The sequence below is a fragment of the Actinomadura sp. 3N407 genome (assembly GCF_052245875.1).
In the GTDB taxonomy this organism is placed as follows: domain Bacteria; phylum Actinomycetota; class Actinomycetes; order Streptosporangiales; family Streptosporangiaceae; genus Spirillospora.
On sequence record NZ_JBQQBP010000015.1, the window covers coordinates 210,356 to 235,136 of the forward strand.

Annotated in this window: 17 protein-coding genes and 2 pseudogenes; 12 read left to right on the forward strand and 7 right to left on the reverse strand. The window is 72.8% G+C overall.

What is annotated here, in order from left to right; all coding sequences use genetic code 11:
- From ACTWPP_RS32440 to ACTWPP_RS32455, 4 genes are read right to left on the reverse strand one after another with little or no spacing between them, the layout of a single operon-like run.
- The gene (locus ACTWPP_RS32440) at window positions 1–1,341 is read right to left on the reverse strand and encodes a vWA domain-containing protein (RefSeq protein ID WP_443108193.1); all 1,341 of its coding nucleotides are present in this window, start codon (window positions 1,339–1,341) and stop codon (window positions 1–3) included.
- Window positions 1,338–2,657 carry a protein phosphatase 2C domain-containing protein gene (locus ACTWPP_RS32445; RefSeq protein ID WP_443108194.1) on the reverse strand — a complete coding sequence of 440 codons (1,320 nt, stop codon included), beginning with the start codon at window positions 2,655–2,657 and terminating at the stop codon, window positions 1,338–1,340. The genes ACTWPP_RS32440 and ACTWPP_RS32445 overlap by 4 nt, the downstream gene beginning before the upstream one ends.
- Window positions 2,654–5,119 carry a tetratricopeptide repeat protein gene (locus tag ACTWPP_RS32450; protein WP_443108195.1) on the reverse strand — a complete coding sequence of 822 codons (2,466 nt, stop codon included), beginning with the start codon at window positions 5,117–5,119 and terminating at the stop codon, window positions 2,654–2,656. The genes ACTWPP_RS32445 and ACTWPP_RS32450 overlap by 4 nt, the downstream gene beginning before the upstream one ends.
- Entirely contained in the window at window positions 5,116–6,336 is a 1,221-nt protein-coding gene (locus ACTWPP_RS32455; RefSeq protein ID WP_443108196.1) for a hypothetical protein, read from the reverse strand. Before ACTWPP_RS32455 ends, ACTWPP_RS32450 begins: the two co-directional genes overlap by 4 nt.
- A 231-nt stretch (window positions 6,337–6,567) precedes the next feature.
- Between ACTWPP_RS32455 and ACTWPP_RS32460 the strand changes: the two genes are divergently transcribed.
- Together ACTWPP_RS32460 and ACTWPP_RS32465 are read left to right on the forward strand one after the other, a co-directional pair.
- Entirely contained in the window at window positions 6,568–7,059 is a 492-nt protein-coding gene (locus tag ACTWPP_RS32460) for a helix-turn-helix transcriptional regulator (protein WP_443108197.1), read from the forward strand.
- Between the two features lie 219 nt (window positions 7,060–7,278).
- Window positions 7,279–8,094: a TrmB family transcriptional regulator gene (locus ACTWPP_RS32465; protein WP_443108198.1), complete on the forward strand. Its 816-nt coding sequence runs from the start codon at window positions 7,279–7,281 to the stop codon at window positions 8,092–8,094.
- On the opposite strand, the gene ACTWPP_RS32470 is transcribed toward ACTWPP_RS32465, so the two are convergent.
- The 3 genes from ACTWPP_RS32470 to ACTWPP_RS32480 all read right to left on the reverse strand — a co-directional run bounded on the left by ACTWPP_RS32470 (window position 8,095) and on the right by ACTWPP_RS32480 (window position 11,759).
- Window positions 8,095–9,213, reverse strand: a complete 1,119-nt coding sequence (locus ACTWPP_RS32470) for a carboxylate-amine ligase (RefSeq protein ID WP_443108199.1) — start codon at window positions 9,211–9,213, stop codon at window positions 8,095–8,097.
- Window positions 9,214–9,294: 81 nt separating this feature from the next.
- Window positions 9,295–10,083: an alpha/beta fold hydrolase gene (locus ACTWPP_RS32475; RefSeq protein ID WP_443108200.1), complete on the reverse strand. Its 789-nt coding sequence runs from the start codon at window positions 10,081–10,083 to the stop codon at window positions 9,295–9,297.
- A gap of 59 nt (window positions 10,084–10,142) precedes the next feature.
- Entirely contained in the window at window positions 10,143–11,759 is a 1,617-nt protein-coding gene (locus ACTWPP_RS32480; protein ID WP_443108201.1) for a PucR family transcriptional regulator, read from the reverse strand.
- 148 nt (window positions 11,760–11,907) lie between these two features.
- On the opposite strand from ACTWPP_RS32480, the gene ACTWPP_RS32485 reads away from it, so the two are divergent.
- The 10 genes and pseudogenes from ACTWPP_RS32485 to ACTWPP_RS32530 all read left to right on the forward strand — a co-directional run bounded on the left by ACTWPP_RS32485 (window position 11,908) and on the right by ACTWPP_RS32530 (window position 24,740).
- A complete protein-coding gene (locus tag ACTWPP_RS32485) occupies window positions 11,908–13,215 on the forward strand; it encodes an aspartate aminotransferase family protein (RefSeq protein WP_443108202.1) in 1,308 nt (435 codons plus the stop codon).
- Window positions 13,212–14,717 (forward strand): CoA-acylating methylmalonate-semialdehyde dehydrogenase, encoded by a 1,506-nt coding sequence (locus tag ACTWPP_RS32490; RefSeq protein ID WP_443108203.1) that lies wholly within the window; start codon window positions 13,212–13,214, stop codon window positions 14,715–14,717. Before ACTWPP_RS32485 ends, ACTWPP_RS32490 begins: the two co-directional genes overlap by 4 nt.
- Window positions 14,718–15,115: 398 nt before the next feature.
- The gene (locus ACTWPP_RS32495) at window positions 15,116–15,466 is read left to right on the forward strand and encodes a hypothetical protein (protein WP_443108204.1); all 351 of its coding nucleotides are present in this window, start codon (window positions 15,116–15,118) and stop codon (window positions 15,464–15,466) included.
- Window positions 15,467–15,959: 493 nt separating this feature from the next.
- The gene (locus ACTWPP_RS32500; protein WP_443108205.1) at window positions 15,960–17,165 is read left to right on the forward strand and encodes an ABC transporter substrate-binding protein; all 1,206 of its coding nucleotides are present in this window, start codon (window positions 15,960–15,962) and stop codon (window positions 17,163–17,165) included.
- A gap of 937 nt (window positions 17,166–18,102) precedes the next feature.
- Window positions 18,103–18,510: pseudogene (locus ACTWPP_RS32505) on the forward strand (histidine kinase dimerization/phospho-acceptor domain-containing protein); the annotation flags it as partial.
- A gap of 132 nt (window positions 18,511–18,642) precedes the next feature.
- A pseudogene (locus tag ACTWPP_RS32510) lies at window positions 18,643–18,975 on the forward strand (sensor histidine kinase); the annotation flags it as partial.
- 52 nt (window positions 18,976–19,027) lie between these two features.
- Entirely contained in the window at window positions 19,028–20,254 is a 1,227-nt protein-coding gene (gene dxr, locus ACTWPP_RS32515; RefSeq protein WP_443108206.1) for a 1-deoxy-D-xylulose-5-phosphate reductoisomerase, read from the forward strand.
- A gap of 42 nt (window positions 20,255–20,296) precedes the next feature.
- Window positions 20,297–21,496 (forward strand): M50 family metallopeptidase, encoded by a 1,200-nt coding sequence (locus ACTWPP_RS32520; protein WP_443108207.1) that lies wholly within the window; start codon window positions 20,297–20,299, stop codon window positions 21,494–21,496.
- Between the two features lie 115 nt (window positions 21,497–21,611).
- Window positions 21,612–22,805 (forward strand): flavodoxin-dependent (E)-4-hydroxy-3-methylbut-2-enyl-diphosphate synthase, encoded by a 1,194-nt coding sequence (ispG, locus tag ACTWPP_RS32525; RefSeq protein ID WP_443108208.1) that lies wholly within the window; start codon window positions 21,612–21,614, stop codon window positions 22,803–22,805.
- 333 nt (window positions 22,806–23,138) lie between these two features.
- Window positions 23,139–24,740, forward strand: a complete 1,602-nt coding sequence (locus ACTWPP_RS32530) for an alpha/beta hydrolase (protein WP_443108209.1) — start codon at window positions 23,139–23,141, stop codon at window positions 24,738–24,740.
- Window positions 24,741–24,781 lie beyond the last annotated feature (41 nt).

Consider the following 24,781-nt stretch of genomic DNA (forward strand, 5'->3'; position numbering starts at 1 on the left):
TCAGTGCTTGTCCGGGCGGGGGGTGGTCAGGGTCTCGTCCTTGCGCGTCCGGACGGTCTTGCTGGAACGGGTGTCGAGTTCCATCTCGTCGGCCTTGTCGACGTTGCGCTTCAACCGGACGGTGCCGGTCGCGGGATCGACGACGTCCACGACCTTGCGCAGCATCGCGGTGATCGCGTCGTTGCCGGCCTCGTCGGCCAGCACCACCGCCCGGCCGAGCCGCGCGGTCGCGGTGTCGAAGTCGCCGTCCTTGCGGGCCTGCAGGCCCTCCTGGATGACGGAGGCGAGCTCGGCCTGCCCGGTGTAGTGCGCCACCCGCGGGTTGATCCTGGTGGACTGCGCCTCGTCGTCCGTCCACTGGGCGAGAACGTTCCCGGTCGCGAGGACCTGCGCTTCCTCGCCGGGCGCCCCCGGCACGACCAGCTTGACCCACGCGGCGCGCAGCTCCTTGCCGATATCGCCGGGAGGGATCTCCACGCAGATGTGGTAGTCGCGGCTTTCGGCGCCCCACGCGCCGAGCGGATAGTCGCCGGCCTGCGGCGCCGACTCGACGCGCTTGCCGGTCAGATCCTCCACCGACGGCATGACCTGCTTGACGAACCGCAGGCTCGCCGTCTGCGGCGTCCATACCCGCAGGGCGACGTCGGCGACGGCCTTGCCCATCGCCGCCTCCGTCATCGCCTGGAAGTCGGCGACGAGACCGGCCGGGTCGGCGACGATGTCGACGCTGCCGAGGAGCGCGGACGCGACCTTGCGCAGTTCGGCGACCTCCCAGTCGGTGCCGACGCCGCGGCAGTCGCACACGAACCGGCCGCCGCACCGGAACAGGACCGCGTCGAGTTCCTCGGGCGTCTCATGCTGGTTCTTGCCGTCGGTCAGCAGGATCGCGTGCCGGATGCCGCCCTGGTCGTCGTCGAAGAGCTCGTCGGCCAGCCGCAGCCACGACCCGATCGCGGTGCCGCCGGACGCCTTCAGGCCGTTCAGCGCCCGCTTGGCCTTCTGCCTGCTCTGCGTGTCGGCGGCGACGAGGCCGCCGTGCTGCGGGTAGACCATCGAGGCGGTGTTGGAACCGGCGATGACCGCGAACTCCACGCCGTCGCGGAGCGTGTCGATCGCGACCTGCGCCGCCTTGACCGCGGCGCGCAGCTTGGTGTCGGGGTAGGACATCGAGCCCGACGTGTCGATGATGATGACCTCGGACGCCTTGGCGGACGACGGGGCCGCCGCGGCGCCGCCCTCGGCGGTCGCCTCCACGGACACGATGGCGTGCACCTCGCGGCCGCCCTCGGGCAGGAACTTGTTCTGGTCGATCTTGACGGTGAACTTCGGCTGCTCGCTCATCGGGGCTGCTCCGTGCTCTGCGGGGTGCTCTCATGGATGCGGCTCTGCGGGGCGGTGGGGGACGGCAGCGGGATCACCGCGACCGTGATGTTGTCGCGGCCGCCCGCGTCCAGGGCGTGGCGCACCAGCGCCCGCGCGACGCCGAGCGGGTCGGCCGCCGGGTCGTGCCCCGGATCCGGTGCGGGACCGCCCGCCCCGTTCACGGCGCCGGCGCCGGGGCCGGCGGCCAGCAGCGCCGCGATGTCGCGGGCCGCCGGGAAGTAGTTCCACAGGCCGTCGCTGCAGACCAGCAGCGTGCCGGGACCCGCCGGACGGAACGTCGCCACGTGCGGGCTCACCTGCCCGGCGTCCGCGCCCAGCCACGCCGTGATGACGTGCGCGTTCGGGTGCGCCTCCGCCTCCGCCTCGGTCAGCGATCCCTGCGCGACCATGAACGCGGCCCACGAGTCGTCCTCGGTGAGCCGGCGGGACGGGCCGAGCTCCGCCATGTCGCCGGTGCTCACCTCCGCGGCGTCCGGGTCCGCCTCGTCGGGGGCCGGCTCCCGCGCGCCGTCCTCGCCGGGGTCCACGGCACCGTCCGCGGACAGCCAGTAGACCCGGCTGTCGCCGATCCAGCCGACCGTGACCGCCGGGCCGCGCGTCACCGCCGACACGTACGTGCACGACGGCGCGTCGGACGGCGACGTGGCCAGCGCGGCGACCGCCGCGGCCGCGCTGAGCGCCGCGCCGCGGGTGGCGTCCTCGGGGTCCTCGCCGGAGTCGAGGAGCGCCACCAGTTCGGCGGCGCCGGTGTCGGCGGCCGCGCGGGAGGCGTCCTCGGGACGCTGCGAGGAGCCGACGCCGTCGGCCACCACGGCCGCGACCCCGGCGGAGTGGGCGGCGATGGCGAGCGCGTCCTCGTTGCGGGGGTAGCGCCGGCCGCGGTCGCTCGCGCCCGCCGCGATCACCGGCCGGGCCCCGTTCCCGCCGCCCGCCGCCGGAAGCTCGATCTCGACATGGTCGCGTTCCGCGGGCTGGCGCAGCCCGCAGGTCTCGCAGTAGCCGTCGGCGCCGATCGCCGTCCCGCCGCAGCCCGGGCACGGCCGCGCGGCCGCACGGCCGCGCCCGGACGAGGACGAGCTCCGCCTGACCGTGGCGTCCGGGCGCCCCTCCTGCGCGCCCGTCCCGGCCTGTTCGGCGGGCGGGGCGTCGGCGACCCTGTGCCCGCACTCCTCGCAGAAGATCTCTCCCGGGTACACCATCTCGCCGCAGGAGGGGCACGACAGCTCCGCCGCCTTGGCCGCGATCGGGTCCGCCCCGTTCTCATCGTCAGTCACAGCAGCGTCCTCGGGCGTACGGCGTTGGCGGAGTCGACGAGCCGGCGGCATTCGTCCCGGTCCCTGGTGCGGCGTGCAAGCTCCCGGTACGTCTCCTCCAGCAGCCGGCGCAGCCGTGTCTCGGAGAGCGGGGAGCCGAGCAGGGAGCCGCCCTGTGCCCCGCCCGCCGCGCCCGGGCCGTCCAGAAGCCAGCCGAGCGCGGCCTCCAGGACCTCGGCGGCGAGCCGGTCGCGGCGTTCGGCGTCCAGGTCGAGCGCGGTGAGACGGCCGCCCGCGGCGACCAGTTCGGCCGCCGTCAGCTCCACGGCCGGACGGCCCCGCACCGCCGTCGCGACCGCCGCGACCTGCGCGGGCACGTACCGGATGGAGATCTTCGGCACCGAGTCGAGCGCGGCCACGGCCGCGCGCCGGTCGCCCGCCGCCAGATGGACGCGGGCGAGACCGAACGCCGCGTTGATGTAGCTCTGGTCGGTCCGCCACACCATCTCGTACAGGCGGACCGCCTCGGCCGGCGCCTTCGGCTCGCGGCAGTAGGCGAGGGCCAGCTTGGGCGCCGCCTCGCCGGGCAGCAGCCCGTACAGCCGGTCGAAGCGCGGCTCGGCCGCGTCGACGTGGCCGCGGGACAGGAGCGCGACCGCGCGGTACCAGTCGATCCGCCAGTCCCCGGGGCGTTCGGCGGCGACCTCGTCCAGCAGCCCGCCCGCGTCGTGGGGGCGGCCGAGCTCGATCTGGACGCGGGCCTGCGCCAGCTTGACCTCCGGGGTGCGCTCCGGCGCGTTCGCCGCGGCCTCGGCGGCCTGCTCGGGCTCCAGCGCCGACAGCCCCGAGACGAACGCGGCGGCGGGGTCGGCGCCGTCCACCAGCGGCACCGGCAGCGCCGCCGCGGCCACGTCCGGCGGGACGGGCGGCAGCGCGGACTCGTCCGACTCGCCGCCCGCCACCCTTGTCGCGAACCGCTCCGGCCCGAACAGCCCGGACGGGGCGGGACGCGGCGTGCCGTCCTGCGCGGCCAGGACCTCCCGCAGCACGCCGGTGAGCTGCTCGGCCATCTCCGCCGCGTCCTGGAACCGTTCCGCCGGGTCCTTGTGCGTCGCGCGGCGCAGGAAACGGTCGAACGACTCGAACCGCCGGAGCAGCGGGATCTCCGAGCGCGGCGGGAGCGAGTCGACGAACGTCCTGGTGTAGCCCCGGAACGGGAAGCTCAGCACGGCCAGCGCACGCCCGACCGTGTAGAGGTCGGACGAGATGGACGGGCCGTCGTCGGCGATCTCGGGGGCCTGGTAGCCGACCGTGCCGTAGATGGCGCCGTCCGGGTCGTCCAGGCGCCGCACGCCGCCGAGGTCGATCAGCCTGAGCTGCTCCTCGGACTGGATCACGTTGTCCGGCTTGAAGTCGCAGTAGACGAGGCCCTGCGCGTGCAGGTACTCGAACGCCCGCAGCACCTCCAGCCCGTACGCGATGGCCTGCGCGAGCGGGAGGTGCTTCTCGCCGCGCGCCTGCGGCTGCTGGAGCAGGATGTCCTTGAGGGACTGCCCGCCCACGTACTCCATGACGATGTAGCCGTCGCCTTCGTGCTGAACGAAGTTGTAGATCTTGACGATGTTGGGGTGCTCGACCTCGGCGAGGTAGGCGCGCTCGGCCGCCGCGGCGGCCATCGCGTCGGCGTCGCCACTGTCAAGCAGGCCCTTGAGCACCACCCACCGGTCGCTGACGTTCCTGTCCTTGGCCAGGTAGATCCAGCCGAGGCCGCCGTGGGCGAGGCAGCCCAGCACGCCGTACTGCCCGCCGACGAGGTCGCCCGGGCTGAGCTTCGGGGTGAAGGAGAACCGGGTGCCGCACTTGGCGCAGAACCCCTCGGTGCGCCCCGGCCGGTCGCCGCGTCCACGGCCGACCTGCTCGTTGCAGCTGCTGCAGAACCGCTTGCCCTCCGCGACCTGCGGGTCGCTCATGACCGCGGTGGACGGGTCCCGGTACGGGACGCGCGGCACCTCGACCAGCCCCGCGCCCAGCATGCCGCGGCGCCCGGACGAGCGCGCCGACCCGGTGCGGGTGCTGCCCGTCCGCGTGCCGGCCGTGGTGGAGCCGCCCGCCGTGCCCGCGCTGCCCGCCCGTGACGTGAGGGTGGTGTGGGCGGGCGGTGAGCCGCACACGTCGCAGTAGCCGTCCATGATCGTCCCGGTGCAGCCGGGCTGGCGGCACCCGTCGTCGGGCACGGCGACCGGAGTGCGCGGGGCGGGCACGCTCGGGGCGCTCGCCGGTGGATTGCCGCAGATGTCGCAGTAGCCGTCCGAGATGGTCCCGGTGCAGCCGGGCTGAGTACACCCGTTCGGCGAAGACGGCGGGGGCGGGGCGGGCTGCGGGGAAGGAGCGGGCGGCGGGCCGGTGGAGGCGGCCACCCCGCAGAGGACGCAGTAACCGCCGTCGACGGTTCCGCCGCAGCCCGGCTCGGCGCACTGGCTCATCGATTCGTTCCCTTCGCCCGTGCGTTGATGGCCTGCTGATACTCCGAGAGCGTCACGGTCGCCTTCCGGAGATCGCAGGGGGAGGTCCACAGCGTTCCGCGGGCCTGGTCGTAGATCCGGGCCAGCTCGGCGTCCTCGGCGCGCCCGAGCCTCGCGGCCTTCACCCGGTAGGCCTCCAGCCGGCCGCGCAGTTCCTCGCGCCGGTCCAGGAGGCCGCGGATCACGCCGGCGGTCTCCCGGGCCCGTTCCAGCGCGGCGTTCGCCGCCTTCTCCAGCTCGGCGACCCGCGCCGCCAGGTCGGTCCAGCCGCCGCCGCGCACCGCCGCGCCCCGGCCCGGACCGCCGACGGCGGCGAGCCGGTCGGTGAGGGCGGCGGACATGTCGGGCAGGTCCGGCAGCACCGGTGAGGCGATCTTGGCGAGGACCTCGTCCCGGAGGCGGCGGGCCTCCTCCTCCGTCCCGCGCAGCAGGTCCAGGACGTCGGCGACACCGCGGAGCCGGTCGGCGAACCCGTCGCGCACCCGCTCCGCCTCCTCCAGGCCGCGGCGCACCCCGGCCAGGCCGGTGCGGATCGCGTCCAGCCGCCCGGTGTCGGCGCGGTCGCCGCGCGCCAGCGCCATCGGGTCGCCGCGCACGACGGCGGCGACGGCGTCGAGGTCGGCGCGGAGCCGGTCGAGCTCCGGCTCCACCCCGCCGAGGGACTCCAGCAGGTCCTCCGCCGCCCGGCGCTCGGCCTCCACCTCGGCGAGCCGCGACAGCAGCGCCGACCAGACCGTGTCGAGCGCCGCGACCGCCTGCGCGACCTCCTCGTACAGCGGGGTCATCCGCTCGACCGCGGCCCGCAGCGTCAGCTTCTCCCCGGACGGGACGGACAGCAGCGTCCGCCGTTCCAGCGGCACCTCCGTGACGGGCAGCTCGACCGACGGCCCGGCCAGCAGCCGGGTGAGTTCGGTGAGCTGCGCCTGCCCCGGCCTGGGATGGCGGGCGCGGAGGTCCTCGGCGGCGCCGAGCGCGCGCCCGTAGAGGTCGAACAGCCCCCACAGCGAGGCCATGCCCGCACGCACGTCGGACTGCACGCGCAACGTCTCGCCGTTCAGCGCCGCGCCTTCCAGCAACTGGTAGCCCTGATGGGCCTCGAGTTCGAGCAGCGCCGTGCTGATGCGCTCCTTCTCGTCCCGGAGCCGTGCCAGCGTGCGGTCCACCTCGTCTCGGCTCATCGGGGGCCGGCCCACGCGCGCGTCACTCAACGCCGGTCCACCGATGGCCCATGTCCGCCCCGATTCCCCCAAGTTGAGCACATTTCGGTGCCAAGTTTTCACCATGCGCGGCCGCCTTCTCAAGCATGTAACCGATCATCGTCCCCCGCGCCGCCGTACTGCGTCACGCGACCCGATCCGGCCGCACCCGGAACACTGCAAAATGTCAGTGTTCGAACGTATGATCGAACCATGGCGAACGTTGCGACGCACCCCCAGACCGCGCCCACCACGCTCTCCGCGGCGGAGATCGCCGCCCTCGCGCTCTCCCTCGCGCACCTCGGCGCCGGCCCGCAGGCCACGACCGCGCGCCGGGCCCTGCACGCCCTCCTCGACGCCACCCCCGCCGACGACGTGGTCACCACCACGCTCGGCACCCTCACCACGCCCCTGGACGCCTCCACCTCCGACCGCGCCCGCGTGATCGCCGCCGCCATCACCGAGCACCGCGTCGTCCGGCTCTGCTACGGCGACGCCGGCGCCAACGTCACGATCCGCGAGGTCGAGCCCGTCACCTGCCTCGTCCACCGCGACCACTGGTACCTCGTCGGCTGGTGCCGCATGCGCCGCGGCGTCCGCGCCTTCCGCTTCGACCGCATCCTCGCCGTCGAGTCCACCGGCCTCCTCGCCCGCCCCCGCCGCGCAGACCGCTATATCCCCTTCCAGCGCAGGACCGCGCAGTGAGACGGGGACGAAGCGGGCCACAAGGTCAACCGGCGCCTCAGCCGTCAACGACCTGAACCATCGCGATCGCGTCCGAAGGCGGGTTTTGAGCGTGCGAGAAACCTGATCGCGCAGCGAGCCGCAAGGCGAGTCAAAGCGATGCAGCGGTCGCACCGCAGTGCCCGCCGAAGGAAGGCGCTCCAGCGCCTGACGCCAAGGGCACTGCAATAGGCTACGCCGGTGAGTGTTCAGGACGTCTTGGAGCATCTGCAGCGGCTCGGCATGTCCGGGTATGAGGCCAAGGCGTATGTGGCGCTGGTGGGGGCGGGCCGGCCCGTCAACGGGTACGAGGTCGCCAAGCGCTCCGGGGTGCCGCGCAGCACCGTGTACGAGACGCTCGGCAAGCTCGTGGCGCGCGGGGCGGCGTACGAGGTGCGCGGGTCGTCCGACGCCACCGAGTACCTTCCGCTGCCGCCCGAGTCCCTGCTGGACCGGATGCGGCGCGAGTTCGACGGGTCGGTGTCCGCGCTGCGGTCGGCGCTGCCGGCGGTCGCCGCCGCGCCCGAGGGACACCTGATCCACAACCTCAAGGACGCCGACGCGATGCTCGACCGGGCGGGGGACGTCGTGGCGGGCGCGCGCCGGGACCTGTTCGTGTCGATCTGGCCGGAGGAGATGCGGGTCCTGCGCGGCCCCCTGCTGACGGCCGCCGGGCGGGACGTCGAGGTGTCGGTCGTGTCGTTCGGGAGGGAACCGCTCGACGGGCCCGGGAACGTCCATGAGCACCGCTACTCGGCGCCCGAGGCGGTGCTCGAGGATCTCGGGTACCGGCTCATCGTGGTCGTCGGCGACCGGCGCGAGGCCGTCGTGGGCGGCTTCGGAGGCGGCGTGGCGTGGGGCGTCTACACCGCCGACCCGGCCGTCGCGCTCATGGCCGCCGAATACGTCCGGCAGGACATCGTCCTGCAGATCCTCGCCGACCGGGTCGGCGCCGCCGAGCTGGACCGCCTCTTCGCCGCGGACCCGAGCCTGCGCCGGCTGCTCGGCAGGCGCTGACTACACGGCCACGGTGCGGTCGGCGGCGGCCGCGACGACGGCCGTGAGATCGCGGGTCCGGGCGTGGACGGCCCGCTGGACCTGCGCGCCGTTGCCGCGTTTCAGGAGGTCGTGGAGCATCGAGGTGACGGTCTTCAGGTCACCGGCCCGGTCCAGCGCCGGGGTCAGGTGATCGAGGAGCGCGCCGACGACCGCGCGGGCGGGGGCGGCGCGCCGCGTGGACGGGTGGACGAGGTCGCCGCGCAGCCCCGACCGCCCGGCCCGCCACATCGCCAGCCGCATCAGGTCGGCCCGCACCGGGTCGGGCGGCTCGCCGCGGTGCCAGGCGCCGGCGGCGGTGTCGACCAGGGCGCGGACGCACGCGGCCATCAGCACGGCGTCGCCGGCGTCCAGGCACACGTCCGGGACGCGGATCTCCACGGTCGGGTAGTGGCGCGACAGCCGGGCATCGAAGTAGATCATGCCCTCGTCGATCAGCGCGCCCGTCGCGAGCAGCGCGTCCACCGTCGCCCGGTACGCCTTCGCCGAGCCGAACAGCTCGGTCGGGCCGCTGGACGGCCAGCGTCCCCACACCTGGTGCCGCCAGCTGTCGTAGCCGGTGTCGGAGCCCTGCCAGAACGGGGAGTTCGCGCTGAGGGCCAGCAGCGGCGGCAGCCACGGCCGGATCCGGTCCAGGACGGCGACGCCCTCGTCGGGGGACTCGATGCCGACGTGCACGTGGCAGCCGCAGGTGAGCTGCTCGTCGGCGGTGGTCCCGTAGACGTCGGCCATCCGGAGGTAGCGGTGCGACGGGGTCAGCGACGGGCGCACGACGACCGGGGACGTCGCGAGGGCGGCCACCGTGACGCCGACACCGGCCGCCGACTGGGCCGCCGCCAGCCGCGCGGACCTGATGTGGTCGGACAGCTCGCCGAGCGAGGTGCACACCGGGGTGGCCGTTTCGAGCTGCTCGCGCTGCAGTTCGGTCTCCAGCGGCTTCGACCGCCGCCCGCCGGTGAGGAACAGCTCGTCGTGGCGCTGCGCGTACCGGATGACGGAACCGGAGATCGACTGCGGCGCGCCCGTCACGGGATCGACGAGGAGCAGCTCCTCCTCGACCCCGAACGTACGTGGGCCCATGCGAACGGTCACCTGGTGTTCCTGCCCGTCAGCGCGCCGATGTACAACCCATCGGGCCGCCTGCTACGACGCGGCCGGAGATCACCGGTCGCCGTCGCCCAGCCACGTGGCGAGCAGCGTCCCGGTCTCGTCCTGCCGGTCGGTATAGAGCATGTGCCCGGCCTCGATCTCGGTGATGACGAGGCCGGGGCCGAGCGCCGCGCGGCAGTCGACGACGAACTCGGGCCGCACCAGGTCGGCCCGCGTCGCGATGACCAGGTGCGTGGGCATGTCCGGGGGCGGGGTCAGGTGGGGACGGGCCATCTCCGAGTACGCGGTCACGACGGCGGCCGGCTCGTACCGCCAGCGCAGCCGGCCGTCCGGCTCGTGCTCGAGGTGCTCGGCGACCTCGTCGTCCACCGCCTCGTCCGGCGCCTCGGGCCACCGCGCCGCGCGGGCGGCCCGGGCCTCCGCGACATCGGCGAACGACACCGGTGTCATGTAGCCGCGCGCCTCCCTGGCCGCCCCCGCCGGGTCCAGCCCGATCCCCGGGTCCAGCAGGACGAGGCGCCGCACCCGCCGCGGCGCCGTCCGCGCCAGATGCAGCGCGATCATCCCGCCGTAGGAGTGCCCGACGAGGTCGGCCCGCTCGATGCCCTCCGCGTCCAGGACGGCGAGGACGTCCGCGACGTGCCGCTCGACCGTCCACGGCGGTTCGTGCGGCGACCGTCCGTGCCCGCGCAGGTCGGGTGCCAGGACCAGCCGGTCCGCCAGATACCGCTCGGCCGTCCGCCGCCAGCGCGCCCCGTGCCCGGTGACTCCGTGCAGCACGACGACCGGGGGGCCCGCCGGATCCCCATACCGATGAACATGCAACGCAGCGTCCGTCATGGAGTGAAGCGTATGCGCGAAGGGCCCGTCCCGGACGGCCTTCACCGGCCAATCCGGGATCAGGGGCGTTCCCAGCGGACGGAGCTGAGGGCCAGGAGGGCGACGTGGAGGGAGACGCAGGAATCCACGTCGTCGAGGTCGGCGTCCAGGACGCGTTCTATGCGGCGCAGGCGCTCGTAGAACGCGGGGCGGGACAGGTGGGCATGCTGGGCGGCGACGGCCTTGTTCCGCCCGGATTCGAGGTACAGCTCCAGGATGCGGGTCAGGTCGCTGCCGCGCTGGGCGTCGTACTCCAGGAGGGGGCCGAGCTCGCGTTCCACGAACGTCTGGACGCGGGCGTCGTCGCGGAGCAGATGCAGGAGACCGCGGAGGCGCAGGTCGGGAAGCCGGTAGAAGAGGCGGGCGCCGGAGCCGCGCGCGGCGACGTCGGCGACCTGCTCGGCCTCCAGGAAGGAGCGGCGGACGTCGCGGATCGTCTCGACGACGGAACCGGCCGCCATCACGGTGTCGCCGGACCGCTTGCGGACGCGGGTGGCGACCTCGGTGAGCGCCGTCTCCGCGTCGGCGCGGGCGGGCAGCGAGGCCAGGACGCCGACGCGGGCGTGCGGGCCGCCCTCGTCCAGGACGCCGACGAGGGCGGCGAGCCGGGCGTCCTTGCAGGCGGCGGCGGCCGTCTCGGCGAGGGCGGACAGCTCCCCGACCGGCGGGGCGGGCGTGCCGGGGCCGCGGTGCCGGAGCACCACGCCGAGCAGCCGCCGGCCGGACAGCGGGACGCCGAGCGCGCGGGCGCGGGCGGCGGCCTCCTGCGGGTCGGAGTAGGCGTGCGCGAGGATGCGGGCGATGATCGTCCCGTGCGCCTGGCGTTCGACGCTCTCGGCGTGCCGGTCGAGGAGGCGGCCGAGGGCGAGGGTGGTGGCGGCCCGCTCGATCAGGACGGTCTCGCGGGGCGACGGCGGCGCGCCGAGGTCGATGATGAGGCGGCCCCAGTCCTCGCCGCGCGCGCCGACCATGGTCACCAGCCAGCCGGACGTCGCGTCGTAGCCGGTGCGGCGGCCCGGCCGGACGGCGCGGGAGCGGGTCTCCCACGCCGACAGCAGCTCGGACGGGTCGCCGCCGTCGGCGTCGGCGGCGAGGACCTGGTGGGTGAGGTTCTCCAGCACGACGGGGTGCCCGCCGAGCGCGGCGACCTGCCGGACGACCTCGTCGGTGGAGGCGCCCTCGACCGACAGCTGGGTGAAGATCTCGTGGAGCTGCTCGGAGGCGCGCAGCTCGGCGAACTGGTCCTGCACGATCCGGGCGTGCACGGACTCGGTGATGTCCACGAACGCGGGCTCGTGGGCGAGGACGATCACCGGGAGGCGGTGGTCCTCGGCGGCGGCGATCAGCGCGGGCGGCAGCACGCTGGCGTAGCGGCGGCCCAGCTCGATCATGAGGCCGCTCACCCCGACGTCGGAGAGTTCGCCGATGTAGGCGCGCAGCCGCTCCGGCTCGTCCGGCAGCGCGATCCCGGTGGTGAGGACGAGTTCGCCGCCGTGCAGCAGGTGCGCGATGTCGGTGACCTCTGCGACGTGCACCCAGCGGACCCGGTTGCCGATGCGGTCGCCGCCCGCGACGACGCGCGGCTGTCCGCGGCGGACCGCCTCGAGCTGGAGCACGTCGTCGACAGTAGGCAGCATCGACCACGAGGATATCCCGACAGGATGTCAAGGGGCGAGGCGTCCGCCATTACAGGATGTCAGCCCGCCAGCAGAGCGTTAAGCGCGGGCGCAGGGTCCTGACACTCTGCGGGTGGCCGCGGCGGCCTGCGGGAACGAGACTTGGGGCATGTCGGAACACGCGAATCTGCTCCGGCGCCACAGGGCGGTCCTGCCGTCGTGGATGGCGCTCAACTACACCGAACCCATCGAGATCGTCGGCGGCAAGGGCAGCCGCGTGACCGACGCCGAGGGGAACGGCTACCTCGACTTCTTCACCGGCATCCTCACGAACATGCTCGGGTACGACCTTCCCGAGGTGCGAGAGGCGGTGGAGCGGCAGCTCGCCACCGGCGTCGTGCACACCTCCACCTTGTACCTGCTGCGCGGGCAGGTCGAGCTGGCCGAGAAGATCGCCCGCCTGTCGGGCATCCCGGACGCGAAGGTGTTCTTCGCCAACTCCGGGACGGAGGCCAACGAGACGGCGCTGCTGCTGGCCGCGTACGCGCGGCGCAGCGACCAGGTCCTCGCGATGCGGCAGAGCTACCACGGCCGGTCGTTCGGCACGACGGGCATCACCGGCAACCGGGCCTGGACGAACGTGTCCTACTCGCCGCTGAACGTGCACTTCCTGCACGGCGCCGACCGGCACCTCCCGCAGTTCGCCGGCATGTCGGACGAGGCGTACATCGACGCGTGCGTGCAGGACCTCCGGCACGTGCTCGCTACGGCGACCGGCGGGGACGTCGCCGCGCTCATCGCCGAGCCGGTCCAGGGCGTCGGCGGATTCACGATGCCGCCCGACGGCCTGTTCGCCGCGTACAAGACCGTCCTGGACGAGTTCGGGATCCTGTTCGTCTCCGACGAGGTCCAGACGGGCTGGGGGCGGACGGGCCAGAGTTTCTGGGGCATCGGGAACCACGGCGTGACCCCGGACATGATGACGTTCGCCAAGGGTCTCGGGAACGGGTTCGCGGTCGGCGGCGTGGTCGCGCGGGGCGAGCTGATGGACTCCCTGCACGCCCTCGGCGTCTCCACGTTCGGCGGCAACCCGATCTCGATGGCCGCCGCGAACGCCGCCCTCGACTACGTCCTGGACCACGACCTGCAGGCCAACGCCGCGAAACAGGGCGCCACGATCATGGGCGGACTGGAGTCGGCGGCGGGCCGGTTCCCCATCGTCGGCGACGTGCGCGGCAAGGGCCTGATGTTCGCGATCGAGCTGTCCGACCCGGGGACCGGCGAGCCGAGCCCGCCGCTCACCGCGGCGGTGATGGAGGCGGCCCGCGAGCGGGGCCTGCTGGTCGGCAAGGGCGGCCTGTACGGGAACGTGCTGCGCATGGCGCCGCCGTTGAACCTGACCGACGCCGAGGCCGCCGAGGGCCTCGGCATCCTGATCGCATCCCTCGATGCGGTGAACGGGGAAGCCACCTCATGACCGAGACCAAGCACGTCACGCACTGGATCGGCGGCAAGCCGCACGCCGGCGAGGCCGGGCGGCGCGGCGACATCTACGAGCCCGCGTCGGGGCGTCTCGCCGGGACGGTCGACTTCGCCGCGCGACCCGAGGTCGACGCCGCGGTCGCCGCCGCCAAGGCCGCGTTCCCCGGCTGGCGGGACGCCTCGCTCTCGCAGCGGACGAAGGTGCTGTTCAAGTTCCGCGAGCTGGTGAGCGGGCACCGGGACGAGCTGGCCCGGCTGATCTCGTCCGAGCACGGCAAGGTGGTCTCGGACGCGGCGGGCGAGGTGGCCCGCGGCCTGGAGGTCGTGGAGTTCGCCTGCGGCGTCCCGCACCTGCTCAAGGGCGGGTTCTCGGAGAACGTCTCGACCCGGGTGGACGCCTACTCGATCCTGCAGCCGCTCGGCGTGGCCGCCGGGATCACCCCGTTCAACTTCCCGGCGATGGTGCCGATGTGGATGTTCCCGGTGGCCATCGCGTGCGGGAACACGTTCGTCCTCAAGCCGTCGGAGAAGGACCCGTCCACGTCGGTCCGCCTCGCGGAGCTGTGGGCCGAGGCGGGGCTGCCGGACGGGGTGTTCAACGTCGTCCACGGCGACAAGGCCGCGGTGGACGGGCTGCTGCACCATCCGGACGTCAAGGCGGTCGGCTTCGTCGGCTCCACCCCGATCGCCCGCTACATCTACGCGACGGCGGCGGCGAACGGCAAGCGGGTGCAGGCGCTCGGCGGCGCGAAGAACCACATGCTGGTGCTGCCCGACGCCGACCTGGACCTCGCCGCCGACGCCGCCGTGTCCGCCGGGTTCGGCTCGGCGGGGGAGCGGTGCATGGCGATCTCCGTGGTCGTCGCCGTCGACCCGGTCGGGGACGAGCTGATGGCCAAGGTCCGCGAGCGGGTCGCGAAGCTCAAGGTGGGCCCCGGGGACGACCCGGAGTCGGAGATGGGCCCGCTGGTCACGGGGGCGCACCGCGACAAGGTCGCGTCCTACCTGGACGGCGGGGTCGCGCAGGGCGCCACCCTCGCCGTCGACGGCCGCGACCCGGACGTCCTCGGCGGCGCGGGGGACGGGTTCTGGCTCGGCCCCACCGTCCTCGACCACGTCACGCCGGAGATGGACGCCTACAAGGACGAGATCTTCGGGCCGGTGCTGTCGGTCGTGCGGGCCGGTTCGTACGAGGAGGCCATGGAGCTGATCTCCGCCAACCCGTACGGCAACGGCACCGCGATCTTCACCAACGACGGCGGGGCGGCGCGCCGCTTCCAGAACGAGGTGGAGGTCGGGATGGTCGGCGTCAACGTGCCGATCCCGGTTCCGATGGCTTACTACTCCTTCGGCGGCTGGAAGGACTCACTGTTCGGTGACAGCCACGCCCACGGGATGGAGGGCGTCCACTTCTACACGCGGACGAAGGCCGTCACCGCGCGCTGGCTCGACCCGAGCCATGGTGGAGTGAACCTGGGCTTCCCGACCAGCGGCTGAACCCGTCCTTCCCGCGGATCGCCCCGAACGTGCGGCCGGTCGCCATGACCGGCCGCACGTTCGTGCGCCCGGAAAACGGCGAATCGCCCAGAATGTGGCAAAAGTCATCAAACAGAGCGGGCCGGGATCGCGTGGCGTGAGAACCGCTCGCCCACCGTGAGAACGCCCAGGTCGGGGCGCGACGGGATTTTCCCACGGCCGTCGGTTTTCGTCGTCAATTTTCGTCCGGTGGCGGGTGACGAATAATGCCAACACCCATTGACGGGCTCTGTGGCGGGCGACACAATCTGACTGTCTGCATTAAATGAGGCGAAATTAAAAGTCAGGGTCCGCAGTCAGAAACATGAGGTCCGGAGTCGCAGGAGTCCGGTGGGGCCGATGTGCAGGAGAGCCGCGCTATGACCGCAGCCGACCACGCAGCAGAGGTGGACGCGCTCGCAAGGCGATTTCCGGGCTGGACCATTTGGTTCGGCGCGTTCACCGGCCACTGGTGGGCACTGCCGCCGAAGGACCGCGACGTCGGCGACTTCCTTGAAGCCGACACCCCGCAACGGCTCATCGCACGGATCGAGGTGGTCAAGCACGCCGCAACGAGCCGCCCCCTGATCGAGCACGATCGTCCGTGGAATCCCCGCGACACCCGGCCTGACGTGCGACGTCCCTCGAATCTCCTCCGTCTCGAGGGCGTCACACCGTCGCCGTTCGGCCGGGTACCGGCGATCGCGTGGCCAGGCAGCACTGCAAGGTGATCCGCTGTTCCCCAACCTCGCCACGCCCGCCGGTGCCGCCGCGGCCCCGGGAAGGACGGCAGCCCGCGCCATATCCCTCTCCAGCAACCTCCGTGTATGGCGCGGACGCCAGCACCCGCCGTCCCCCGGGGTCGTGGCGGTTTCTCCATTAACAACCCGTCCGAAAACACCGATATGGCAATCGGCCGCGGAAACTCGGGCGGGAATCGCCGGTCAATGGACACATCGTCCTTACCTTTGAGAAACAGAACGGGAAACACCGGAGTCGCGATCTTCGGTAATCACCGGCGCCGTACCGCGAGTCGGAGGAGAAATCGAAGAAAACCGGCGATCGACTCGTGCGCACTCGCCGGGACGGACCGGAATGGCGGCCGGGCGCGGCGCGGAACGCCGTCCGGTGCGGGTACGGACCTCCTCGCCGCGGCGGAGACGCTACGCTCGCCGACGGGCCCGTTCACGAGGGGGAGGGCCCCGGGCACGGATCGGGAGCGACATGCGGCTGAAGGCCACGGCGCGGGTCAGGGTGTGGTCGGCCCTGCTGGCGGCCACCGCGCTCGCCGCCGCGGGCCTCGCCGCCTGCAGCGGCGAAGACGACGAGCCGGTCGGCACCGCCAAGGTGGCGAGCACCCTCGGCCCGGGCGAGGGGATGCTCAACCTCGTCACGCTGCCCGGATCGATCGAGAGCGGCACCAACGACCCGCGCGTCGACTGGGTCACCCCGTTCGAGGAGCGCACCGGCTGCAAGATCGGGCTGAAGGTCGTCCAGACGCCCGAGGAGATGGCCGACGTGATGCGCGACGAGGACCGCCGCTACGACGGCGTCGCCGCGCCCCCCGAGGTCGCCGGGCGGCTGATCGCCGAGAACCAGGCCGCGCCCGTCAACACCGACCTCGTCGACGGCTACAAGAAGCTGGAGCCGAAGCTGCGCGGCCTGCTCAAGCGGGACGGCAGGCAGTACGGCATCCCGTACGGGTGGGGCTCGAACCTGCTCATGTACGACACCGGGGCCGTCCCGCCGCCGGCGAGCTGGGCCGCGCTGTTCGATCCCGGGCAGGCCCGCCGGTACTCCGGGAAGCTGATCATGCGCGACAGCCCGCTGGCCATCGCCGAGGCGGCGCTCTACCTCAAGGGCGACAAGCCCAAGCTGGAGATCGACGACCCGTACTCGCTGACCCCCGAGCAGCTCGAAGAGGCCGGGCGCGTGCTGGCCGAGCAGCGCCCGCACGTCGGGGACTACTGGAAGCGGCCCGCCGACGCCGTCAGCGCGTTCGCGGGCGGACGGGCCGTGCTGGGCCAGGCATGGCCCTACCACGTCGACGTCCTGAACCGCGCCTCCCGGCCCGTCCGCAGCGTCGCCCCGTCCGAGGGCGTGACCGGCTGGATGGACGCGTGGATGATCGGCGCACGGGTGCAGCACCCCAACTGCATGTACCAGTGGCTGCAGTGGACCGCCTCGCCGGACGTCCAGCAGCAGGTGGCCGAGTGGACCGGGGTGGCGCCCGCCAACCCGCAGGCGTGCTCGGGCGACCGCCTCAAGCCCGGCTTCTGCGCCGCCTACCACGTCGGCGACCGCGACTACCTCGACCGGATCGTCTTCGCGCACGCGCCTGCGAAGGACTGCGACGGCGAGTCCGACAAGAACGACTGCACGGACTACGCCGAGTGGAAGAAGACCTGGATCGAGGCCACGAAGCTGTAGGGCGCCGGCGCCCGTCCCGCGTTCACCGGCCCGGCGGCACGTCGCCCGAGTGGGACCGCTGGAAGGGCGATGCGCCGCGACCCAACGGTCCCCGGGCGGGTCAGGAGGAGTCTCTCCGGCGCGCCCGGCCGCCCCCAGCCGGGCGCGCCTGTCGGGTGGTCCCGGGCTTCCCCCCGAATGCCCGGGTCACCCTTCTCCCTGGAGAGACCTCCATGACGACGGCGTCCACCGCCGCCGTCCGCGCGGGCGGCCGCTCCCCGGCCGGCCGTCCGGCATCCGTGACGGGCTCCCGGGAGCCCCGCCGTGCGCGGGGTACCGGCGGGGCGGGTGCGCAGTCGTCGCACGCGAACACCCCGGTCGAATCCGGCAGGCGGCCGACGCGTACGCGCGGCCGGGGCCACCTCTTGCGGCAGACGACGCAGGCGTCGCCCAGGCGCTGGGCTGTGCTCAGCCCGCCCGGGTCCACGGTCGGCTCGCCTGTCTGGCCCATGTCCCTCCCCCTGACGGGAGTCGACGTCACGTGACTCCTTTATAGGCGGGGAAGTGTGTTGTCCCCGCTACCCAAGGTGAAAAGGGCGGCAAAGCCTTACGTGTCGCCCGTCCCGTCAAGGTCATCTGGGCTATGCCGCCCGCAGGGTCTGCGCGGGCGGGCGGGCGCCGGGGCCGCCGCCGGCCCGGGCGTATGCAGACCATGCGCATACGATCATTGACCAGGCACTTTGCCCTTCCTTGGAGGGATATTGCGTACAAAGGAGACATGTCGGTCCGGAATGCCGTGTCGCGCGTACTGCCGCACGGGCCCGGCTCCGCACGGGCGCGCGGGACGCTGACGGCGATCGGCGCGGCCGGCTCCCTGCTGGTGGCCGCGGTCGCCGTGGCGGCCGTGGCGCTGTACCTGCTCGCCGACGTCCCGCGCACCGGTGTCCTCGTGACCGTCATGGCCGTGCTCTGCGTCGCCGCGCTCGTGATCCTCCGCTGGGGCGTCCTCCGCGCGGTCCGCCGCGCGCTGCGGCCGCTGGAGCGGCTCCAGACGGACCTGGACGGCCTCGAAGGCTCCGACCTGAGCCGCCGGGTCCGGGTACCGCCCACCGGCGACGGCGTCGAGGGCCTCGCCCGCCGCGTCAACGTGCTCCTCGCCAGGCTGGAGGACACGTTCCTGCGGAGGCGCGCGTTCATCGCCGACGCCTCGCATGAGCTCCGCACCCCGATCACGGGGCTGCGGACCCGCATCGAAGTCGCCCTCGACTCCCCGGAGGACGGCGACGCCGCCGACACGCTGCGGCACTCGCTCGACGACATCGAACGCCTGCACCGGATCGTCGAAGACCTCCTGGACCTCGCCCGCCTGGACTCCGGCGAAACACTCGCCCGCGAGCGGGTGGACATCGGCGCGCTGGTCGAGGCGGAGGTCGGCCGCCGCAGCCCGTCCGTCCAGACCACGGTGAAGGCGGAATCGGGCCTACTGGTCGAGGCCAACCGGCTGTACCTCTGCCGCATACTGCTCAACCTGCTCGCCAACGCCGAGCGGCACGCCGTCACGCTGATCGAGGTGGAGGTGCGGGCCGAGCCGGGCGAGGCGGTCGTCGAGGTCCGCGACGACGGTCCCGGCATCCCTCCCGCCGACCGCGACCGGGTCTTCGAGCGCTTCGCCCGGCTCGACTCCGCCCGCAGCCGCGCCGACGGCGGCAGCGGCCTCGGCCTGGCGATCGCGCGGCAGATCGCCGCCGCCCACGGCGGCCGCCTCTACGTCGGCGAGGGCGTCTACGGCGCCCGCCTCGTCCTCCGCCTTCCCCTCGCCGGCTTCCGCTGAGTCGCGGCCGGAACGGGACCGCGGCGCGGGAATGCCCGACAATGGAACGGTGATGTCTCCTTCAAGCCCCGACGCGCCCCTGCGCGAGCTCGTCGTGCTCGGCTCCACCGGTTCGATCGGCACCCAGGCGCTGGACGTGGTCCGCCGCAACCCCGGCAGGTTCCGGGTGACCGGCCTCGCGGCCGGCGGCGGGCGCGTCGATCTGCTGGCCGAGCAGGCGCTGGAGTTCCGGCCCGAGGTCGTCGCCGTCGCCAGGGCGTCCGCCGCGCAGGACCTGCAGCTGGCCTTCTACGCCGAGGCCAAGCGGCACGGCTACGCCTCCGGCGACTTCGCCATCCCGAAGATCGTCGCGGGCCCGGACGCCGTCGCCGAGGTCGCGGCGTGGCCGTGCGACACCGTGCTGAACGGGGTGACCGGCGCACTCGGCCTCGCCTCCACGCTGGCCGCCCTGGACGCCGGGCGGACGCTCGCGCTGGCCAACAAGGAGTCGCTCATCGTCGGCGGCCCCCTCGTCAAGGAACGGGCGCGGCCGGGGCAGATCGTCCCGGTCGACTCCGAGCACTCGGCGCTCGCCCAGTGCCTGCGCGGCGGCCGCGCCGAGGAGGTGCGGCGGCTCGTGCTGACCGCGAGCGGCGGCCCGTTCCGCGGCCGCAGCCGCGACGAGCTGACCGGCGTCACCCCCGAGCAGGCGCTCGACCACCCGACGTGGGACATGGGCCCCGTCGTCACGATCAACTCCGCGACCCTGGTCAACAAGGGGCTGGAGGTCATCGAGGCGCACCTGCTGTTCGACGTGCCGATGGACAGGATCGAGGTCATGGTGCACCCGCAGTCGGTGATCCACTCGATGGTCGAGTTCACCGACGGCTCCACGCTGGCGCAGGCCAGCCCGCCCGACATGCGGCTGCCGATCGCGCTCGGCATCGACTGGCCGGACCGCGTCCCGGACGCCGCGCCCGGCGTCGACTGGACCAGGGCGCACACCTGGGAGCTGTTCCCGCTCGACGACGAGGCGTTCCCCGCGGTCGCGCTGGCGCGGCGGGCCGGTGAGCTGGGCGGGACGTTCCCGGCCGTTTACAACGCCGCGAACGAGGAATGTGTGGACGCGTTCCGCGCGGGACGTCTCCCGTTCCTCGGGATAGTCGACACGATCGCGCGGGTACTGGACGAGCACGACGAGCAAGGTCCGGGCACGGCCGCGGAACTGACGCTGGACGGCGTCCTCGCGGCGGACGGCTGGGCACGGACCAGGACCAGGGAACTGACCGCGACCGACTGACCCCGGGGCCCCCGCCCCGGGACGAACCCCAAGGGGACCGGGATGGCCTTCTTCCTCGGCGCGGTGGCGTTCGTCGTCGCGCTGCTGGCGTCGGTGATGCTGCACGAGGCCGGGCACCTGGTCACCGCCAAGCGGTTCGGGATGAAGGCGACGCAGTACTTCGTGGGTTTCGGCCCGACCCTGTGGTCGACGCGCCGGGGCGAGACCGAGTACGGCGTCAAGGCGATCCCGCTGGGCGGCTTCGTCAAGATCGTGGGCTACACGCCGCTGGAGGAGATCGACGCGGCGGACCGACCCCGCGCGTTCTACCGGCAGACCGCCCCCCGCCGCGCGATCGTCATCGGAGCGGGCGTCGTCGCGAACTTCCTGTTCGCTTTCCTGCTGCTCATGGTGATGGCCATGACGATCGGCGTCCGCGAACCCGGCACCGTGACCAGCACGGTCGACGAGGTCTCGCCCTGTGTGCCCGCCGGGGCGCGGGTCGGCTGCGGCGAGGGCCGGCCGCCTTCCCCCGCCGCGCAGGCCGGGCTGCGCGCCGGGGACCGCGTCATCGCGTTCGGCGGCACGCCGGTCGCCGACTGGGACGACCTCACCAGGGCGATCGGCCGGGCGGAGCCCGGGCAGACGGTGCGGCTCGTGGTGCGGCGGCCCGGCGCGGACCGGCCGGTGACGCTGCCGGTCACGCTCGCGGACGTGGACGGTGAACCGTTCGTCGGCATGTCGGCGAAGGTCGTCGGCGCCGGGTACGAGCGGACGGGACCGCTGAACGCGGCGGTGTTCGCCGCCAACGGCATCGGACGGATTCTCACCGCCGTGGGCGAGGTCGCGGCGGACGTGCCGTCGGCGATCCCGAAGCTGTTCTCGCCCGAGCGGGAGAGCACCCCCGGCGGACAGGTCGGCAGCGTGGTGGGCGCGACCGACGTGTCCGGTCAGATCTTCGCCTCCGAGACCTCCGCCCGGGACAAGATCGCCCTGTTCCTGTCGCTGGTGGTGTCGCTGAACATCTTCCTCGGGGCGCTCAACGTCCTGCCGCTGCTGCCGCTGGACGGGGGGCATCTCGCGGTGGTCGGCTACGAGCGCGCCCGCGCGGGCTTCAACCGGATCCGCGGCCGTCCGGATCCGGGCACCGTCGATATGACCAAGCTCCTGCCCTTGACATACCTCGTCGTTCTGTTGCTGGTGGGATTCGGGGTTCTGCTGATCCTCGCCGACCTGTTCAATCCGCTCCAGCTACCGGAATGACCCAAAACGTTTACGCACCGTGGCCGAATGGTCACACTGTTGAATGCCGGGTGCCGTCACCTCGGCCGCGCGCGGCGCTTAGGCTTTGTAGGGGCCGGCAAGCAAGAGGAGAGGGATGAGCGTTTCACTGGGAATTCCGAGCGTCCGCGGCGAAGACGACGGTCAGGGGGCGCGGGGTCCCATCGCCGCGCGCCGCAGGTCCCGGCAGATCATGGTCGGGAACGTGCCGGTGGGCGGCGACGCCCCGGTGTCGGTGCAGTCCATGACCACGACCCTCACCGCCGACGTGAACACCACGCTGCAGCAGATCGCGGAGCTGGCCACATCGGGCTGCCAGATCGTCCGGGTGGCGGTGCCGTCGCAGGACGACGCCGACGCGCTGCCGGCGATCGCGAGAAAGTCGCCGATCCCGGTCATCGCCGACATCCACTTCCAGCCGAAGTACGTGTTCGCGGCGATCGACGCGGGCTGCGCGGCCGTCCGGGTCAACCCCGGCAACATCAAGAAGTTCGACGACAGGATCGGCGAGATCGCCAAGGCGGCCTCGGACGCGGGCGTGCCGATCCGGATCGGGGTGAACGCCGGGTCGCTGGACAAGCGCCTGCTGGAGAAGCACGGCAAGGCCACCTCCGAGGCGCTGGTGGAGTCGGCGCTGTGGGAGTGCTCCCTGTTCGAGGAGCACGACTTCCGCGACATCAAGATCTCGGTCAAGCACAACGACCCGGTCGTGATGATCGAGGCGTACCGGCAGCTGGCCGCCGCCTGCGAGTACCCGCTGCACCTCGGCGTCACCGAGGCCGGCCCGGCGTTCCAGGGGACGATCAAGTCGGCCGTCGCGTTCGGCGCGCTGCTCGCCGACGGGATCGGCGACACGATCCGGGTGTCGCTTTCGGCGCCTCCGGTCGAGGAGGTCAAGGTCGGCACGGCGATCCTGGAGTCGCTCGGGCTGCGCCAGCGCGGCCTGGAGATCGTGTCCTGCCCGTCGTGCGGGCGGGCTCAGGTGGACGTGTACACGCTCGCCGAGCAGGTCACCGCCGGGCTGAAGGACTTCCCCGTCCCGCTGCGCGTCGCCGTGATGGGCTGCGTGGTGAACGGGCCGGGCGAGGCGCGCGAGGCCGACCTCGGCGTCGCGTCCGGCAACGGCAAGGGCCAGATCTTCGTCAAGGGACAGGTCGTCAAGACCGTGCCCGAGGCGCAGATCGTGGAGACGCTGATCGAGGAGGCCATGCGGATAGCCGACGACATGGGCATCGAGATCGGCGAAGACGGCTCGGTTTCCGGCCCCGGCGCGGACGTCGTCGTGAGCTGACGCGGTAAAGGAACGAGGCCGAGCGCAGCCTGCCCCAATACCTGTCCGGGTGGGGGCTGCGGTACGGCAGAGGGTCCCGGGTGACGAACCCGGGGCCCTTTCGCATGTTCCGGACTCCAGGGCGCCGGAGGGCGAGGCGAACGCCGCGCAACATCACGAAGTTCCGTTGATCTTGTCACGATTTCGCAACCAGTCACAACGGGATCTGCCGCCATAAGCGGCCAAACAGCAACAATCTCCACGCAATCCGCATCCGCTATGTATCGGCGTCGCTCCCCCTCCGGTCCCGATGTCGGGGCGCCCGGAGCCGCCGATCTGAGGGGGTCAGGTCACGTGAGAAGGATCGTTCTCGTCACGGCCGCGTTGGTCGTGACGGCCGGCGGCACCGGCGCCGCCGTACCCGCGAGCGCGGACACCGGCCCGGCCGGCGCCGCCGCGATCGCGGCCCAGGGCATCGACTGGGGCGAATGCGAGGTCAGCGGCCCCGGCGACCCGATGAACAACGCCCAATGCGCACAGGTGGAGGTGCCCCTCGACTACAGCGACCCCGGCGGCCGCAAGATCTCCATCGCGGTGTCGCGCTTCAGGCACACCGACGAGGAGAACTACCAGGGCGTCCTGTTCGTGAACCCGGGCGGGCCCGGCGGCTCCGGCCTGGCGTACTCGCCCGCCCTCGCCCGCTGGATCGGCGGCACCGGCCACGCCGACGTCGCGGCCAAGTACGACATCATCGGCTTCGACCCCCGCGGTGTCGGCTCCAGCAAGCCCGCGATCACCTGCGACCCGCACATCAACGACCCGATCCGCCCCGCCTACGTGCCGGACTCCTGGAGGGAGGAACTGGCCTGGGTCGTCAAGTCGAAGAAGTACGCGCAGGACTGCCAGGAGAAGTTCGGCTGGATGCTGCCGCACATGCGCACCACCGACGCCGCGCGCGACATCGACGTGATCCGTGCCGCCCTCGGCCAGGAGAAGATCAGCTGGTACGGCTTCTCCTACGGGACCTACTTCGGCGCCACCTACGCCACGCTCTTCCCCGAGCGCGTGAAGCGGATGGTGATGGACGGCATCGTCAACCCGAAGAACGTCTGGTACAAGGCGCAGCTCGAACAGGACAAGGCGTTCGAGCGCAACATCCGGGCCTGGTTCGCCTGGGTCGCCAAGTACGACTCGGTCTACCACCTCGGCACGTCCGAGAGGGCCGTCCGCGCCAAGTACTACGAGGTGCTCAACGCGTCGGAGAAGTCGCCCATCGGCGGCGAGATCGGCCCGGCCGAGCTGTCCGACATCGTGCTGAGCGCCGGCTACAACACCGGCTACTACATCCCGTTCGCGCAGGCGCTGTCCGCCTGGGTCAACGACGAGGACCCGTCCGGCCTGCTCGGCTGGCTCAACCCGGGCGGTGAGGACAACGGCTTCGCGGTCTACCTCGCCGTCCAGGCCGCGGACGCGCGGTGGCCCCGCCACTGGGCCAGGTGGCACCACGACGCGGCGAAGCTCCACCGGCAGGGCTACGAGTTCGCGACGTGGGGCAACGTCTGGTTCAACGCCCCGATCGCCTTCTGGCCGTTCAATGGCGGGCCCGCGCTCAAGCTGAAGGGCGGCGAGAGCCTGCCGGGCATGCTGCTCGTCCAGTCCACGAAGGACGCGGCGACGCCGGTCGAGGGCGGCCTGGAGATGCACAAGATCTTCCGGTCCTCCCGCCTGGTGTTCGAGGTCGGCGGCAAGACCCACTCCAACACGCTCAACGGCAACGCGTGCCTGGACGACAAGGTCGCGGCGTACCTCGACACCGGTGCGCTGCCGGAGAGCCGCCGCGGCCCCGACGCCTACTGCGAGGCCGTCCCGGCGCTGAACGACCCGGACCCGACGGCCGTGCGGCTGAAGGCCGCCGGTTCCGGCGCGGGCAAGGACCTCCCGGTCGGACGCCCGTAGAACCCAGAACCGTGGCGTGCCCGCCCTCCTTCACAACCTGG